Origin of the sequence: Tepidiforma sp., from assembly GCF_034433535.1 — a bacterium.
Classification (GTDB): domain Bacteria; phylum Chloroflexota; class Dehalococcoidia; order Tepidiformales; family Tepidiformaceae; genus Tepidiforma.
The window spans coordinates 1-15,775 of the sequence record NZ_DAOUAO010000177.1; the positions used below are offsets into that span (position 1 = coordinate 1).

General features: G+C 72.9%; 13 protein-coding genes and 1 pseudogene. 9 read left to right on the forward strand and 5 right to left on the reverse strand.

Annotated elements, in window-relative coordinates:
- Positions 1-570: 570 nt before the first annotated feature.
- The 4 genes from VAE46_RS09300 to VAE46_RS09315 all read left to right on the forward strand — a co-directional run bounded on the left by VAE46_RS09300 (position 571) and on the right by VAE46_RS09315 (position 4,764).
- The gene (locus VAE46_RS09300) at positions 571-1,581 is read left to right on the forward strand and encodes an endonuclease/exonuclease/phosphatase family protein (protein WP_416223958.1); all 1,011 of its coding nucleotides are present in this window, start codon (positions 571-573) and stop codon (positions 1,579-1,581) included.
- A gap of 49 nt (positions 1,582-1,630) precedes the next feature.
- Positions 1,631-2,977: a hypothetical protein gene (locus VAE46_RS09305; RefSeq protein WP_322796656.1), complete on the forward strand. Its 1,347-nt coding sequence runs from the start codon at positions 1,631-1,633 to the stop codon at positions 2,975-2,977.
- A gap of 51 nt (positions 2,978-3,028) precedes the next feature.
- The gene (locus VAE46_RS09310) at positions 3,029-3,523 is read left to right on the forward strand and encodes a hypothetical protein (protein WP_322796657.1); all 495 of its coding nucleotides are present in this window, start codon (positions 3,029-3,031) and stop codon (positions 3,521-3,523) included.
- 92 nt (positions 3,524-3,615) lie between these two features.
- A complete protein-coding gene (locus tag VAE46_RS09315; RefSeq protein ID WP_322796658.1) occupies positions 3,616-4,764 on the forward strand; it encodes a phosphotransferase in 1,149 nt (382 codons plus the stop codon).
- A 48-nt stretch (positions 4,765-4,812) separates the two neighbouring features.
- Here VAE46_RS09315 and VAE46_RS09320 read toward each other — a convergent pair whose 3' ends face one another.
- From VAE46_RS09320 to VAE46_RS09335, 4 genes are read right to left on the reverse strand one after another with little or no spacing between them, the layout of a single operon-like run.
- Positions 4,813-5,766 carry an ABC transporter substrate-binding protein gene (locus VAE46_RS09320; RefSeq protein WP_322796659.1) on the reverse strand — a complete coding sequence of 318 codons (954 nt, stop codon included), beginning with the start codon at positions 5,764-5,766 and terminating at the stop codon, positions 4,813-4,815.
- A complete protein-coding gene (gene cofC / locus VAE46_RS09325; RefSeq protein ID WP_322796660.1) occupies positions 5,766-6,425 on the reverse strand; it encodes a 2-phospho-L-lactate guanylyltransferase in 660 nt (219 codons plus the stop codon). The genes VAE46_RS09320 and cofC overlap by 1 nt, the downstream gene beginning before the upstream one ends.
- On the reverse strand, positions 6,422-7,354 hold the full coding sequence (gene cofD / locus VAE46_RS09330; protein WP_322796661.1) for a 2-phospho-L-lactate transferase: 933 nt from the start codon (positions 7,352-7,354) through the stop codon (positions 6,422-6,424). The genes cofC and cofD overlap by 4 nt, the downstream gene beginning before the upstream one ends.
- A 9-nt stretch (positions 7,355-7,363) precedes the next feature.
- Positions 7,364-8,728 (reverse strand): O-antigen ligase family protein, encoded by a 1,365-nt coding sequence (locus VAE46_RS09335; RefSeq protein WP_322796662.1) that lies wholly within the window; start codon positions 8,726-8,728, stop codon positions 7,364-7,366.
- Between the two features lie 61 nt (positions 8,729-8,789).
- Between VAE46_RS09335 and VAE46_RS09340 the strand changes: the two genes are divergently transcribed.
- From VAE46_RS09340 to VAE46_RS09360, 5 genes and pseudogenes are all read left to right on the forward strand, one after another.
- Positions 8,790-9,890 (forward strand): hypothetical protein, encoded by a 1,101-nt coding sequence (locus VAE46_RS09340; RefSeq protein WP_322796663.1) that lies wholly within the window; start codon positions 8,790-8,792, stop codon positions 9,888-9,890.
- Positions 9,854-10,903 carry a glycosyltransferase family 4 protein gene (locus VAE46_RS09345; protein WP_322796664.1) on the forward strand — a complete coding sequence of 350 codons (1,050 nt, stop codon included), beginning with the start codon at positions 9,854-9,856 and terminating at the stop codon, positions 10,901-10,903. Before VAE46_RS09340 ends, VAE46_RS09345 begins: the two co-directional genes overlap by 37 nt.
- Positions 10,903-11,814, forward strand: a pseudogene (locus VAE46_RS09350) (glycosyltransferase family 4 protein); the annotation flags it as partial. The gene VAE46_RS09345 and the pseudogene VAE46_RS09350, both read left to right, overlap by 1 nt.
- Before the next feature lie 115 nt (positions 11,815-11,929).
- The gene (locus VAE46_RS09355) at positions 11,930-12,979 is read left to right on the forward strand and encodes a glycosyltransferase family 2 protein (protein WP_322796665.1); all 1,050 of its coding nucleotides are present in this window, start codon (positions 11,930-11,932) and stop codon (positions 12,977-12,979) included.
- An 85-nt stretch (positions 12,980-13,064) separates the two neighbouring features.
- Complete coding sequence (locus VAE46_RS09360) at positions 13,065-14,957, forward strand: RNA polymerase sigma factor (RefSeq protein ID WP_322796666.1); 1,893 nt, start codon at positions 13,065-13,067, stop codon at positions 14,955-14,957.
- Here VAE46_RS09360 and VAE46_RS09365 read toward each other — a convergent pair.
- Positions 14,926-15,775, reverse strand: an 850-nt coding sequence (locus VAE46_RS09365) for an ECF transporter S component (protein ID WP_322796667.1), incomplete at its 5' end; no start/stop codon positions are given. The genes VAE46_RS09360 and VAE46_RS09365 overlap by 32 nt on opposite strands.

A 15,775-nucleotide genomic window follows, 5' to 3' on the forward strand; every position in this document is an offset into this window, starting at 1 on the left:
ATGCCGGGGAGGGCGTTGGCGGTGGGGGGGCCTTCGTAGAAGACGAAGGTGCGGTCCTCGGGGCGCTGGTCGACGGATTTCTGGAAGATCTGGTGTTCGCGCCAGAAGGCGAGGACCTGTTCTTCGAGGGCGGGGAAGTTGGCTTTGGGGTCGACGGGGCGGAACACGTGGCCTCCAGGGTGGGAAGGGCAGCGGCGGAAGGGCCGCGGGGGTGCGCGGTGCCGTACCCTTAGGTGTGATGGCTGCGCGCATGGAGGCCAGTGCCGGGATGGTCGTGCCGGCCCCCGATCCAGGGACGGGCGCGCGGGCCCGCGGTACCACCCTGGTTCCCGCCGGGAGGCGGGCACTCATGGGGCGCTGGTGTGCCCCTGCCCGTGGTAACGGTGGGCATCCGCCCGGGACTACTGGGCGCGGGGTGCGCCGTTCGGCCGGGGGCTCGGGAGTGATGAGCGCGCCGCTGGTCCGTGCCCCCTCGCACCGTGCGGGGCTCGCTGGACGGCCGGGGCGGCGGCCCGCGTCTCCGTCTTCGCCGATGGTGTTCACTAAACCAGCGGGGTTCGGGTGGTGTCAATGGTGAGGGCGCGGCTGCTGCTGGCGGCGTCCGTCGTCGCGGCGGCGTGGCTGCTGGCGGCCTGCTCGGGCGGGACGCCGCGGGATTCGTTCGCGCGGCCGGTGGAGACGCCGGAGCCGACCCCGACGCCGGTGTACCCGACCCCGACGCCCGCGCCGGAGCCGAGGGAGCTGCGGGTGGCCTACCTGAACCTGATGAGCCCCGTGGCGACGGACGCGAACGACCAGACCGCCTCGGAGACGTTCGAGGAGCGGCTCCAGCTGGTGGTGGATGAGCTGCGCGCGTTCCGGCCCGATGTGGTGGCCTTCAGCGAGGCGACGTGGACGGCGCAGCACGGCTCGGCGGTGGCAAAGCTGGCGGCGGAGCTGAGGATGGAGCCGGTCTTCGTCCAGGCGAACCCGTGGTTCGCGGGGCAGACGGAGGCCCAGAACCGCGAGCTGGCGAAGCAGATCGGTTTTGCCGAGGGGGAGCTGGTGCTGGTGCGGAGCGATGTGTGGGTGGTGCTGGTGGCGAACCAGGGCTGGCTGAACCCCCGGACGAGCGAGACCGAGGCGCGGGCAGCGCTGCATGTGCAGCTGAAGGGGCCGCCTTCGGTGGGGACGGTGGATATCTTCGTGACGCACCTGACGGGCGGCGGCGAGCGGGTGCGGGCGGCGCAGGCGGAATCGTTCGCGGCGTTCGTCCGTGAGCACCGGGGGGATGGCCCGGCGGTGGTGATGGGGGACCTCGGCGATGGGCCGGGGAGCGCGGCCTACGCGGCCCTGATGGAGCTGGGGCTGGATGACCCGCTGGCGGTAACCAACCCGCCGACCTGCTGCCGGCCGGGGGTCGTCGGGGAACAGCCGGAGCCGACGGAGCGGACCTCGTTCCTGCTCTCGGCGGGGTGGAAGGCGGCGGTGGCCGGGCCGCTGGCCTACCGGCCGGGGCAGCGCAAGGATGGGACGCCGCTCTACGCGAGCGACCACAACGGGGCCTGGGCGCTCTTCCGGCTGCCGCCGGGGGACGAGTGAGGCGCGGGCGGATAGCGTAGAATCCGGGAACTCGCCGCAGGAGGGTGCAATGCCGTTCACCGACCGGTACGGGCTGGCGCTTTCGACCGCCTCGGAGCGGGCGGCAGCGCTGTACGCGCGGGGGCTGGACCACGCGCTGGCGGCGGAGGCGGAGGCAGAAGCCTGCTTCCGGGCAGCCCGCGAAGAGGACCCCGGGTTCGCGCTGGCGCACATCGCGGAGGCCCGGCTGCTGCAGTTCCGGGGGCGATTCGCCGAGGCGCGCGAGGCGGCCGAGCGGGCGCAGCTGGCAGCGCCGGGGGCCTCGCGGCGGGAGCGGCAGCACGTGGCCTGCATCGCGACGGCGGTGGCCGGCGACCCGCAGGGTGCGCTGGCGCGGGTGCGCGAGCACCTGGCCGAGTTCCCGCGCGATGCCTTCGTGCTCTCGCAGGCGACCGGGGTTTACGGGCTGATCGGGTTCAGCGGGCGGCTGGAGCGGAACGAGGAGCAGCTGGCGCTGCTGGAGCCACTGGCCCCGGCCTACGGCGATGACTGGTGGTTCCTTTCGCAGCTGGCCTTCGCCTACAACGAGCTGTTCCGCCATGAGGAGGCCCAGGCGGCGGTGGAGCGGTCGCTGGCGGGCAACCCGCGCAACGGCCATGCGGCGCACACGGTGGCGCACATCGCGTACGAAACCGGCGATGCCGCGGGCGGGGGAGCATTCCTGCGCTCGTGGCTGGCGGACTACCAGCCGGCCCACCAGCTGTACGTGCACAACCACTGGCACCTCGCGCTGTTCGAACTGGCGGAAGGCAAGGTGGAGGCGGTGCTGGAGCGGTACGAGCGGGTCATCCGGCCGGGGCAGGCGACCTCCCCGGCGCTGGGGACGCTGGCCGATGCGGCCTCGCTGCTCTGGCGGCTGACGCTGACGGAACGGCCGGCTTCGGAGCTGCCGTGGGAGGAGGTGGCGGAGTTCGCGGCGGCGGCCTTCCCACGGCCGGGGACCACCTGGGCGGATGCGCACTGCATGGCGGCCTGGTGCGCGGTGGCCGATGAGCGGCGGCTGATCGCGCTCATCGGCGGGCTGCGCGACCGGGCGGCGGGCGGCAAGGGGTACGCGGGGCCGGTGCTGGTGACGCTGGCCGAGGGCTTCCTCGCCTACGCGCACGGGGAGTGGGACCTTGCGGCGAACCTCTTCGCGATGGCGATGCCCGAGGTGGTGCGGCTGGGCGGGAGCCACGCCCAGCGGGAGCTGTTCGAGGACACGCTGATCGCGTCCTGCGCGCGGGCGGGCCGGCTGGAGCAGGCGCGGCGGCTGCTGGAGGAGCGGCTCGAACGGCGGCCGAACGGGCGGGACATGCGCTGGGCGGCGCGGCTGGCGGAGCAGGTGGCCGCGCAGGGGGCCGCGGGGCGGGTCTGACGGGGCGGACGGTTGCGGCTGAGGCCGCGGGCGCGGGAGAATCGGCGCACTATGGCCGAATTTTCGCTCCCTGCCCCGTACGAACCGAAGAAGTCCGAGTTCATCCACGACCGCGCGACGCGGCCGAAGCGGCCGGCGGTGGACTGGCGCGAGCTGACGGGGCGGTTCTGGGGCATCGGCATGGGGCTCGTGTTCTCGCTGCTGGGCACGGTGGCGATGTTCGAGCTGCGGGATTCGTGGGATAACCACCGTGAGTGGCTCGTTTCGTTCATCCCGTTCTTCGCCATCGCCGGGCTGGCTTTCGGGCACCTGATGTACCGGGGCAAGTGGGAGGCGCTGGCGGTGCCGGGCGGCTTCCTGCTGCTGACGGCGATCTTCACCATCTCGGTGTTCCTTGGGGACATCGATGAGGTGAGCCGCGACACGCGGCGGGTGGTGGCGATCCTGGGCGGGATTTCGCTGGCGCTGACGGTGGTCTCGGCGATGGTGGCGCTGCTCTGGGTGGAGCTGCGGGACCCGGCTAAGGCGCCGCCACCCCAGGTGTAAGCGGTTCGGCAGCCGGCGGGCGGCGGATTCGCCCGGGACGGCGAGGGATGGTAGATTCCTCGCCATTGCTGTTCCCGGGGGGATTTTGCTGAATGACCAGCCTGAACATTCCTGCAACGATGGATGAGGTGACGCCGGAGTGGCTGACGGCGGCGCTCCGTTCGCGCGGGGTGCTGCGGGAGGCGCGGGTGGTGGAGGCGCCGCGGGTGCAGATCGGGCAGGGCGTGGGCATCCTCGGCGAGCTGGCGCGGGTGACGCTGCGGTACGACCGGGAGGAGCCGGGCGCGCCGGCGACGCTGATCGCGAAGATCCCCACGGCCGACGAAGGCGGCCGCGGCGTGGCGCAGATGCTCGGCTTCTACGAGAAGGAGCGCCGGATTTATGACGAGCTCGCCGACCGCATCGGCGTGCGCACGGCGCGGGCCTACTACGCCGACGGCGATGCGGAGACGGTGCGCTACATCATCCTGATGGAGGACCTGGGCGGGCTGCAGATGGGCGACCAGGTGGCTGGGGCCTCGCTGCAGGAGTGCCTGGCGCTGGTGCGGGAAGTGGCGACGCTGCACGCCCGCTGGTGGGACGCGCCGGAGCTCGCGGAGCTTTCGTGGATCCCCCGCGGGAACGACCCGGTGAACCTGCTGGCGGCGGTCGCCTTCGCGCAGGCCGTCCAGCCGTTCTTCGAGAAATTCGGCGATGAGCTTTCGGCGTTCGAACGGGAGCTGGTGCTGCGCTACATGCACCGGATGAACCCGATGCAGGACCGCTTTTCGCAGCGGCCGGAGACGCTCTGCCACGGCGACCTGCGGCTGGACAATGTCTTCTGGGGCAGCCCGGATGGCTCGGCGCCGCTGACGCTGGTGGACTGGCAGATCGCGGTCAGGGCGCGCGGCCCGTACGACATCGGCTACTTCATGAGCCAGTCGGTGGACCCGGCGGTACGCAAGGCGCACGAGCGGGACGTGGTGCGGGCCTACTGGGAGGCGCTGCGCGAGGCCGGGGTGCAGGGCTACACGTGGGAGGAGTGCTGGGAGGACTACCGCACGACGGTGATGTGGTGCCTGACCTACCCGGTGGTGGCCTGCGGGTCGATCGACCTGGCGAACGAGCGCGGGGTCGCGCTGGCGAAGGCGATGCTGCACCGCGCGCTCTCGGCGATCCAGGACCTGGAGGCCTACACGGTGCTGGACACGCTGGAGGAGCGGCCGCACCCGCTGCTGCTGGAGGCGCAGGGCGCCAAGTAGGCGCGCGGGGCCCCGTGCGAGCACTCCTGCCGGGCCGGGGCGCCCGGGCTACTGCCAGATGATGCGCTGGAGCGTTTCGACGGCCTCGGCGATGCGCGGCCCGGGGGCGCGGAGGAAGAGGGTGCGGTCGAGGGTGGCGATGCGGCCGCTGCGGAGCGCGGGGGTGGCGGCCCAGGCGGGGTCGGCGCGGAGCTGCGCTTCGAGGGTGCCCTGCCCGGCGGGAAGGATGAGCACGACATCGGGCTGGAGGGCGGCGGCGGCGCCGGGGTCGATAACGCCGAAGCCGCGGAGGGGACCGCCCTCGGGGGGCGAGGCGGCGGCGTTGTCCGCCGCGAGGATGCTGACGAGGTTGCCGATGTAGCTCTCCGCGCCGGCAGCGAAGACGTCGCGGCCTTCGCCGGTGAGGACGAGGACGCGGCGCGGCCCGAGGCGGTCGCGCGCCTGGCGGGCAGCGAGGGCGGCCGCGGTGACGCGCGATTCGATCTCGGCGCGCAGCTCGGCGGCGCGGCCGGTGCGGTCGAGGGCCTCGCCGAGGCGGTCGATGGCCTCGAGGATGGCGCGGTAATCGGCGGCGGCGATGAGGTAGACCGGGAGGGTGAAGCGGTCGAAATCGGGGATGCGGGCGCCCTGGGTGAGGGCGTCGGCGAGGACGAGGTCGGGCTGGAGGGCGGCGATGGCGGGGAAGTCGGGGGCGAGGGAGGAGCCGACCGTGCGGGCGGATTCGGGCACGGGCACGTCGGACGGGCGGCCGATAACCTCGAGGCCGAAGGCGGCGGCGTAGTCGGCGGCGGATGGGCTGAGGACCACCACCCGCTCGACCCGCCCGGGGAGCGCGACCTGGCGGCCGGCCATGTCGGTGACGGTGCGCTCGCCGGCAGGCGGGGCGCCGGCGAGGGTGGTGGTGGGGGTTGGCCGGGGCGGGGCGGACTGGCGCTCGCTGCCGCAGCCGGCGGCGAGCAGGGCGAGGAAAGCGGCAGCGGCGAACAGCGGCAGGCGGCGCATCAGGCAGAGGCAGCGGCGAGACGGCGGTCGGCGTGGATGGCGAGGAGGTAATGGCCGGCGGCGGTCTGCTGGCCGCGGGCGGTGGCGAGAAGGGCGGCGACATCGGCGGGGGTGTCGAGGTCGAGCTGGAGTTCGCGGTTGGGCGATTCGACCACGCGCAGGCCGGCCGCGCGGGCGGCGGCGATGTGGCGGTCGCAGCTGCCGGGGCCGTACGCGAGGGGGAAGCGGCCCGGCGGGTGGAGCAGGAGCGCGTTGGTGCCGCCATCGGGGCTGCGGACGATGACGATGCTGCCGGGGCCCGGGTCTTCAGCGGCGAGGTCGGCGATGGTCCAGCTGCGGACGAGTGGGAGGTCGGCGTGGAGGATGAGGAGGCGATCGGTGACGGTGCCGTCGGCGGCGAGGGACTGGATTGCGTGTTCGAGCTGGGCGTTGAGCCCGGCGAGGCCGGGCGCCTCGGGGAGGACGCGGCAAACGCCGCCGAGGAGCTCGGCGACGCGCTCGTCGGCGGTGAGCACGATCGCGCCGGGACCGGCGGCGTGGGCGACGGTGCGTGCCGTGATCAGGGTGAGCTCGACCCTTTCGGCCTCGTTGAGGAGGGGCGCGAGGCGGCCCTTGGCGCGGTCGAGGCGGTTGACGGGGATGAGCACGGGCAGGGTCATGGCGTGCGCTCCAGGGCGGCGAGGATGGCTGCGGCGAGGGCGCGCTTGCGCTCGGGGGTAGACATGAGGGTCGGGAGGACGAGGGCGCGCATGCCGAGGGCTTCGACGGCGGGTGCGAGGTCGGCATCGGCTTCATCGAGGACGAAGAGGTCGATGAGGCCCTGGTAGAGGCGGGCGACGCCGACGGCGGAGACCTCGTGACCAAGCTGTTCGAGCATGCGGGCGGCGGGCCCTTTGACGACCTGCCCGGCGATGATGGGGCTGATGGCGGCGCGGGGCGCGGTCGTTTCGGCGAGGGCCTGGCGGATTCCGGGGACGGCGAGGATGGGGCCGATGGAGACGAAGGGGTTGCTCGGCGCGAGGATGACGGCGCTGGCGCTGCGCAGGGCCTCGAGGACGCCGGGCGCGGGCCGGGCCGATTCGATGCCGGCGAAGCGGATGGCCGCGACCTCGGGCTCGGTGCGGAGGCGGACCATGTACTCCTGGAAGGCGAGGGTGCCGCCCGGCGTTTCGATGACCGTGCGGACCGGGTCATCGGACATGGGCAGGATGCGGAGTTCGAGGCCCCAGGCGCGGGTGAGCTCTTCGACGATGCGGTGCATGGGCCAGCCCTGGCGGAGGCGGGCGGTGCGGTGGATGGCCATGGCGAGGTCGCGGTCGCCGAGGTTGAACCAGCGTTCGTAGCCGAAGCGCTGGAGCTGGTCGATGACGTTGAAGGTATCGCCGGCGAGGCCCCAGCCGGTTTCGGGGTTGATGGCGCCGGCGAGGGTGTAGATGACGATATCGGTATCGGGGGAGACGTGGAGGCCGGCGAGCTCGAGGTCGTCGCCGGTGTTGGAGATGATGGTGATCTCGCGCCCGGGGACGACGGCGGCGAGGCCTTCGAGGAAGCGAGCGGCGCCGACGCCGCCGGCGAGGACGGTGATCATGCGCTCATGCTACTGGAGGTTGGAGGTTGGAGGTGGGAGGTTGGAGGTGGAGAGCTGGGAGTGGGATTCGAGGGCTGCGATGATGGCGAGGAGGAGCCAGAGGTACGGCTCTTCGAAGAGGCGGCCTTCGGACTGGGACTGGAAGATGATTTCGACGAGGGCAGCGATGAGCCAGGCGGCGAAGACGCGGGCGAAGGGGCCCCGGGCGCGGCGGTAGACCCCCGCGCAGGCGGCGCCGATGCGGAGCGCGAAGAAGCTGAAGGCGGCGAGGCCCAGCAGCCCCCACTCGGCGAGGATGCTGATGATGGAGGTGTGGGAGAGGGAGGTCTTGGCCCACCAGGGCAGGACGTAGCTGTAGACGAGCAGGAGCGCGTTCTGGAAGCTGCCGGTGCCAACGCCGGTGAGGGGGTGATCGATAAACATCTCCCAGCCGCCGTGGATGAGGAACTGGCGCTGGCCGAGGACTTCGAGGCCGCTGGAGAGCGACCGGACGCGCTCGGCGTCGGCGCCGCCCTGGATCAGCAGGAGCCCGAGGAGGGCGCCGAGGGTGCCGAATGCGGCGATGGTGAGGCGCGCCTTCGTGTAACGCGGCACGGGCGCGAGGATGACCACCAGGAAGCAGGCGAGGAGCATGCCGAGCCAGCCAGAGCGGGAGGCGGTGGCGATGAGCGCGGGGGCAGAGATGGCGAGTGCCGGGATGGCCAGGTAGACCGTCAGCCGCCGCGGACCGAGGGCGAGGATGGTGCCGGCGGCGAGGGCCATGGTGATGGCGAGGAAGCGGGCAAGGTTGTTGGGGTCGGCGAAGGTGGCGTTGGAGCGGTAGCTGTAGTCATCAGACTGGATGAGGACGGCCCGCCACTGGAAGACGCCGAGGAGGCGCTGGGCGACGGCCAAAATCGAGAGGGCGATGGCGGCGATGAAGAAGGCGGCGATGATGCGCTCGAGGTCGCGGCGGTCGCGGATGAGGACGGGGGCGGCGAAGACGAAGGCGATGTAGAGCGGGAGGATGAGGACTGCGTTGTTGGGGCGCTGGAGGTCGGACCAGGCGAGGCCGACCACCGAGATGAAGCCGATGAGGAGCACGGGCAGGAGGACAGAGCTGCGTGGCAGGAGGCGGAGCGGTTCGCGGCGGCATTGCCAGGCGGCGATAACGACGGTGGCGGCCATGGCGGCCTTGCCGGGGTTGAGCATGACGCGGATGGCGCCGCCGATGCCGCTTTCGCCGAAGGTGGAGACGGCCTGGGTCTGGAGGTACTCGAAGGGGAGGCCGATGACGACGGCGGGGATGAGGAGGCGGGGCTCGTTCAGGATGACGACGGCGACGAGGAAGGCGGCCTGGACAAGGACCACGAGGGCGAGGTCGGGGGCGGGCACGGCTACCTCGTGAAGGGCGTCACATTGACCCCCCGGGGGGGCGAACCTACCATACCCCGCGATGCCCGGCGAAACCAGCGGACTGCAGCGCGACCTGGAGGTGATTCGGCGGCGGGGGTGGCTGTTCGTCCCGTTCGCGGTGCTGGGCGTGCTGGCGGCGGTGTTCATCGGGGCGATTTCGGGCGAAGCGACGGCGGTGGCGACGATGACGCTCGATACGACGGTGCACGACCTCGTGATCGGCGGGGACCGGGGGCTGCGGATTTTCGAGGCACAGGCGATGACTTCCGACCCGGCGTTCAAGCAGAAGGTGCTGGAGGCGATCGGGGACCCGGACTTCGACTACGCGCGCTTCAGCGTGAGCCTGTTCCCGATCTCGGTGGGGGACGGGATCTCTCGCGGGACGCTGACGGTTTCGATCGCTGACCCAAGCAAGGCGGAGGCGGAGCGCTACCGGGCCGCCTTCGTGCAGGTGTTTGAACGGGAGTACACGCAGCCCGATGGGCTGTTCCGCACGCGCTTCGTCGAGCGCCGGCGCGAGGTCGCCCGGCAGGCGGAAGCAGCATACCAGGCGGCGTATGCGCGGCTGGCGCAGGCGGTGCAGGGCAAGGGGCTGGACCTCGAGCTGCTCATCGAGACACGCGGGGACACGAACCCGGCGGTGCTGGCAACGGGCGAGCGGCTGGCGCTGGAGCGGCAGCTGGCCGAGGCGCGCGGCGCACTGGAGGCGCTCAACGGAGCGAGTGCGGCCGCGGCGGCGGCGATCGCCTCGGCGGTCGTGGGGCAGCCGGTCGCGGCCGGCGATGCGTCGGCGGTGCTGACCGCGCAGGTGGCGGCGCTGGAGAGCGCCATCCGGGCGTTCGACGCGTCGAGCCCGGCGCTGGCGGAGCAGGTGCTCGATAGCGAGACGCAGGCGCTGCTGAACGAGGTGCGCGGGCTGCGGCAGGTGCGGGATTCGGCGTTCGTGTACCTGGGGAACGCGCAGATCGCGGTCGGGAGCGCGGTGAGCCGGGTCGAGACCTCGTACAGCTTCTCGGGCGGGCTGACGGGGTCGCTGGTCGGGCGGGTGGCGGTCGCGCTGGCGGTGACGGTGGTGTTCGGGCTGATTGCCATCTACACGGTCGAGTGGCTGAGCCAGGCGCGCCGCAGCAGCGGAGCGTGACGCGGATGCGCATCGCGGAGATCAATGACATCGCCTTCGTGGCGACGGAGATCGGACAGGGGCTGCGCGAACGCGGCCACACGGTGGATATGTTCAACCCGCGCCTGGTGGGGGCACGGCTGCACCCGAACATCAAGCCGATCACGGGCCCCATCCGGGCGCTGGACTGGCTGGACCTCATCCGGCGCATCCGGGCCGGGCGGTACGACGTCGTGCACATCCACTACGCCTACCTGGGGAACATCGGGGCGCTGGGCGGATTCCCGTACATCCTGCACTGCCACGGCACGGACCTGCGCGGGAGCACCGCCTTCACGCGGCCGCTGATCGCCAACGCGATCCGGCAGGCGCGGCACGTGTTCTATTCGACGCCGGACCTTGCCGGCTGGCTGCTGCCGCTGCGGCCGGATGCAGAGTTTTTGCCGAACCCGATCGACACCGGGGCGTTCGCGCCGGCGAGCCCGGCCTCGGCGCACGAGGCAGCGTGGGTGTGCTGCGCCCTGACCGAGGTGAAGGGGGCGGGGCGCATCCTCCGGGCCTGCGAGGTGCTGGCGCGGACCCACCCGAACCTGCGCATCAGCGCGTTCGGCGGGGGCGAATACACGGCGGTGTTCCGGCGGCTGCCCAACGTCACGCTCTATGCCCGGCACCCGCGCGAGCGGCTGCCGCAGATCATCAACGAGCACGGGATCGTGATCGGGCAGGCGCGGCTCGGCTCGGCCGGCATGGCCGAGCTCGAGTCGATGGCCTGCGGGCGGCCGGTGGTGACGTGGTTCAACGAGGGGCGGGCCTACGCGGAGCCGCCGCCGTTCCTCTCGGCGGTCGACGGCGAGGACATCGCGCGGCTGGTGGGCCGGCTGGCGGATGACCCGGCGCTGCGCGACCTGCTGGGCGCGGAGGGACGGGCGTGGGTGGAACGGCACCACGGCCTGGATCGCATCGTTCGGCGGGTGGAGGAGGTGGCGCTCGCGGTCGCCCGGGGCGAACCGGTGCCCGCGGCGCCGACGGCGTGATGCGCTTCGCACAGGTCAACGACGTTGCCTCGGTCGCCTCGGAGCTGGCGGCGGGCCTGCGGGCACGGGGCCACGAGGTGGAGCTGTTGCAGCCCCGGCTGTACGGCGCGAAGCTGCCGCCGCTGCTGAAGCTGGCGGCGGCGCCGCTGCGGCTGCTCGACTGGCTGCGGCTGGCGCGACGGCTGCGGGCGGGCCGGTTCGATGCAGTGCACATCCACTACGCCTACCTGGGGCTGGTCGGGGTGCTGGCAGGGGTGCCGTATGTGCTCCACTGCCACGGCGACGACGTGCGCGACCTTGCGCGGCGGCCCTGGCGGGGGCTGATTCGGCTGGCGATCCGGCGGGCGAAGCATGTGTACTACTCGACGCCGGACCTGGGGCGCTGGTGCCGGTCGGTGCGCCCGGACGCGGAGTTCCTGCCGAACCCGGTGGACATCGAGACCTTCGCGCCGGCGCCGCTGCCGGCCGATGCGCGCGACGTGTTCGTGGTCTGCGCGCTGGCGCACAACAAGGGTGCGGGCCGCATCCTGGAGGCGGTGCGCGAGCTTTCGCGCCGGCGGCCGGGGCTGCGGGTGACGGCCATTGCCGGGGGCGAACTGACGCCTGAGTTCCAGGCGCTGCCGACGGTGGTGCTGCTCCTGCACCAGCCGCGGGAGCGCCTGCCGGCGTTGATGGCGCGCCATCGGGTGCTGATCGGGCAGGTCCACGAGGGGGCGATCGGGATGGTGGAGCTGGAGGGGATGGCCTGCGGGCGGCCGGTGGTCGCTTCGTTCAGGTTCGCGGAGGCGTATGGGGGCGAAGCGCCGGTGGTGCACGCGGCGACGCCGGCCGAGATCGTGGCGGCGGTGGAGCGGCTGCTGGACGACCCGGCCGAGGCGGCGCGCGTGGGTGCGGCGGGGCGGGCGTGGGTGCGGCGGGGCGGGCGTGGGTGGAGGCGTATCACGATGCGCGAAAGGTGGCGGAGCGGGTCGAGGCGCGGCACCGGGCGCGGGTTGACCGGCAGGGCGGCCGTGCTAGCGTGGAGCCATGACGACCGCCGCCCCCGACCGGCTGGATGCAGCGCCGCTTACGCTGCCGGAGCGGCCGCTGGTTTCGATCGTCATCCCGTGCCTGAACGAGGAGCGGTACATTACGGCGCTGCTGGATTCGCTGGCGGCGCAGGATTACGGGGCGGACGGGATCGAGGTGCTGGTGGCCGATGGGGGCAGCACGGACCGGACGCGCGAGCTGGTGCGGGGCTATCCTTCGCCGTTCGCGCGGCTGGAACTGGTGGATAACCCGCGGCGGATCACGGTCGCGGGGCTGAACGAGGGGATGAAGGCGGCCCGCGGGGATTGCTGGATCATCATCGGGGCACACAGCAAGGTGCGGCCGGACTTCGTGCGCTGTTCGGTGGAGGCGCTGCGGCGGACGGGTGCCGCCTGCGTGGGCGGGCCGATCGCGACGGTGGGGGAAGGGACGGTGGGGAAGGCGATCGCGGCGGCGATGTCGTCGCCATTCGGCGTGGGGAATGCGAAGTTCCGCTACGCGGAGGATGCGGGCTGGGTCGATACGGTGCCGTTCGGGTGCTACCACCGGCGGGTGTGGGAGGTGGTGGGGGAGTTCGATGAGACGGTGGACGGGGCGGATGAGGATAGCTACAACGCCCGCCTGATCGAGGCGGGGGGGCGCATCTGGCTGGACCCGTCGATCCGTTCGACCTACTACCCGCGGCGAACGCTGGGGGCGCTGGCGCGGCAATACCGGGAATATGGGGCCGCCAAGGGGACGCTCTTCGCCCGGGGGCGGCCGCTGCGGCCGCGGCATTTCGCGCCGGCGGCGATGGTGCTGGGCGGGCCGTCGCTCTGGCTGGCCGGGCGGGTGGTGAAGGCGGCGCGGGTGCTGCTCTGGCTGCTGGCCGCACTCTACCTCGGGCTGGGGATGGTGATGGCCGCGCGGGCGGCGGCCCGGCAGGGGGCGAACCCGCTGCTGACCTTCGCGGCGATGGCGACCATGCACGTCGCCTACGGGGCGGGGTTCATCGAGGGGTGGTGGCGGGAGCGCGGGCGAGCCGGGGCGACTGAGCCGGCGGTGTAAGATTTCGGCGGGGTGGCGGTCGAACCTGTGCCCGGGGCAGCCGGCGGGACCGCCGGCGGCTTTGCGGGGAGCACCCGGGGGAGGTATGACGCTGGAGCGTGACGAGGCGCTGGTGGCGGAGGCCCGCTCGGGGGACCGGGAGGCGTTCGCGCGGCTGTACGCGGCGTATTTCGACGCGGTGTACGACTTCTTGGTGCGGCTGGTGCGGGACCGGGACGAGGCAGCCGACCTGGCGCAGGAAACGTTCCTGAAGGCGATGAACGGCATCGAGGGGCTGAAGCAGGGCACGAGCTTCAAGGCGTGGCTGTTCACGATTGCGCGGAATTCGGCGCTGAACCGGCTGGAGCGGGCGCGACGGCTGCGGCCGCTGGCGGTGCGGGGGGAGGACGGCGAGGAGGAACCGCTGGATGTGGTCGACCCCTCGCGGTTCGCGGACCCGCAGGAGGCTGCCGAGGCGCGGGCGGCGGCGGCGCTGGTGTGGGAGGCGGCCGCCGGGCTCGACCCGCGCCAGCTTTCGATCCTGGACCTCCACCTCCGGCAGGGCCTGGACGGGGCGGAGATCGCGGAGGTGCTGGGGATCACGCGGAACAACGCGTATGTGCTGCTGCACCGGCTGAAGGCAGCGGTGGAAGCGGCGATCTCGGCGTTCGTGCTGGTGCGTGAGGCGCGCGACCGCTGCCCGGAGCTGGCGGCGCTGGTGGCGGAGGCAGCAGCACCCGGGATGACGCCGGAGCTGCGCAAGGCGGTGGACCGGCACACTTCGCGCTGCGATGCCTGCGGCGAGCGCCGGCGGCGGCTGGCCCCGCTGGCGGTGTTCGCCGGGCTGGCGCCGGTGGGCGCCCCGCTGCCGCTGCGCGAGCAGGTGCTGGGGAGGCTGGAGGCGGGTGCAGGGAGCCGGGAGCAGGGAGCCGGGAGCAGGGAGCCCCGCGCCCCTGCCCAGGGGACCGGGGGCGGGGAGCCGGGAGCGGGGATGTGGCGGTGGGGGATGGGGCTGGGGGCAGCGGCGGCGGTACTGGCGGGTCTGCTCTTCCTGCCGTTCAGCCCGGTGTCGCTGCTGCGCGGCGATGGCGGGGATGGGCTGCGGCTCGGGTCGCCCGGGGAGCCGCCCGACCCGACCGCGCCGGGGGTGATCGTGCTGACGCCCTCGCCGGGGCCGGGCGGGACGGCGACTGCAACCGCGGCAGGTTCGCCGACGGCGAGCGCCTCGCCGGGGGCTTCGCCGACTGGCTCGCCAACGGGCGCTGCGACGGGCGGCGGGCCGGGCGGCGGCGGGACGCCGACCCCCGCGGGTTCGACGCCCACGCCGGGAGCGGGCACGGCCACGCCGACGCCTTCGCCGACTTCCTCGCCGACGGCGACCGCGACCCCGGTGGGTTCGCCGACGCCCTGCGCGGCAGCGGTAAGCGTCTCGCCCGCGGGATTGGTGGTTGGAGCCGGCCAGCAGGGGCTGTTCACGGTTGCGAACGCGGGCGGCTGTGCGGCGGAGGTCAGCCTGGCCTGGGGTGCAGCCTGGCTGGTGGGCGGCCCGGTCGCGCTCACGGTGCCGGCGGGCGGCCAGGCATCGGTGACCTTCCGGGTCGATGGCAGCGTGCTGCCGGCGGGCGAAGGGGACTACCCGGCGACGGTGACGGTGACGGGGCCGGCCAACACGGCGACGGTGGCGGTGACCGGTCGCCGGGGCGGTTCGCCGCCGCAGTTCGTGGCTGCGGGCGCATCGTGCTCGGCGGTGACGGGTTCGACGACGTTTACGGCGACCGTCCTGGACGATGTCGGCGTGGTGAGCGTGGTGGGGCAGTTCGAACAGGACGGCGGCGGGACGGTGACAGTGGTGCTTTCGCCGCTCCCGGGCGGGAACTGGTCGGGTTCGACACCTGCGGGCGGCTATGGCGGGAGCGGCTTCCGGCTGACGGCGACCGATGGCGCCGGGAACGAGACCACGGTGAACGTTACGCCCGTGGGCTGTTCGGGTCGGCCGTGACGGCCAGCGGTTCGGTCAGGAAGGTGAAGCGGTCGCGGAAGCGGATGAGCGCGCGGAGGATTGGTCCGCCGACGGCGGCGAGGACGACGGCGTTGCAGACCGTGCGGAGGAGGTCCCAGCCGAGGCTGGTGAGGAGGTAGTAGTTCCAGTAGCGGCGGAGGGTTTCGAGGGGGCCGGCGGCAGGGTCGTAGGAGATATCGGGGCCGGCGACGAGCCACGGCCAGGCCCAGAGGTTGGTGATCGCACCATAGAGCAGCCCCCAGGCGGCGCCGAACGCAATGACGAGCGCGAGCTGCATCCGGGGGCCGCTGCCCGTGCGGCGGGCGAACGCGCCGAGGGCGCCGGCCGAAGCGCCCATCCAGGCCGAGGCGAACATCTGGAAGGGGAGCCACGGCCCGAACCCGCCGGTGACGATGGCGCTGAGGAAGAACGAGAGCGCCCCGAGCAGGAACCCGAGCCGGTAGCCGAAGGCGAAGCCGCCCAGGATGACGAGGAAGAAGTAGAGGTTGGCTCCGGCGGGCAGCGTGATGGTGCGCAGGACAGCCGCGAGGGCGGAGAGCACGCCCAGGACGGCGAGGGACTTGCTGGAGAGGCCGCCGCCGGAGAGATCGGCGACGACGAGGACCAGGCAGAGCGCGGCGATGCCGGCGAAGACGACGGGGGCATCGGTGTTGTGGGCGAACCAGGGCGAGGCCGGGTCGAGGCGGTCGGGGGAGACGAAGGGGTGAAGGTAGGCGAACAGGCCGAGCGCGTTGAGCAGGAGGAAGACGACCAGGCCCGGGTCGCGGGGGAGCAGGCGGAGGCGGGCGGGAGCGGCA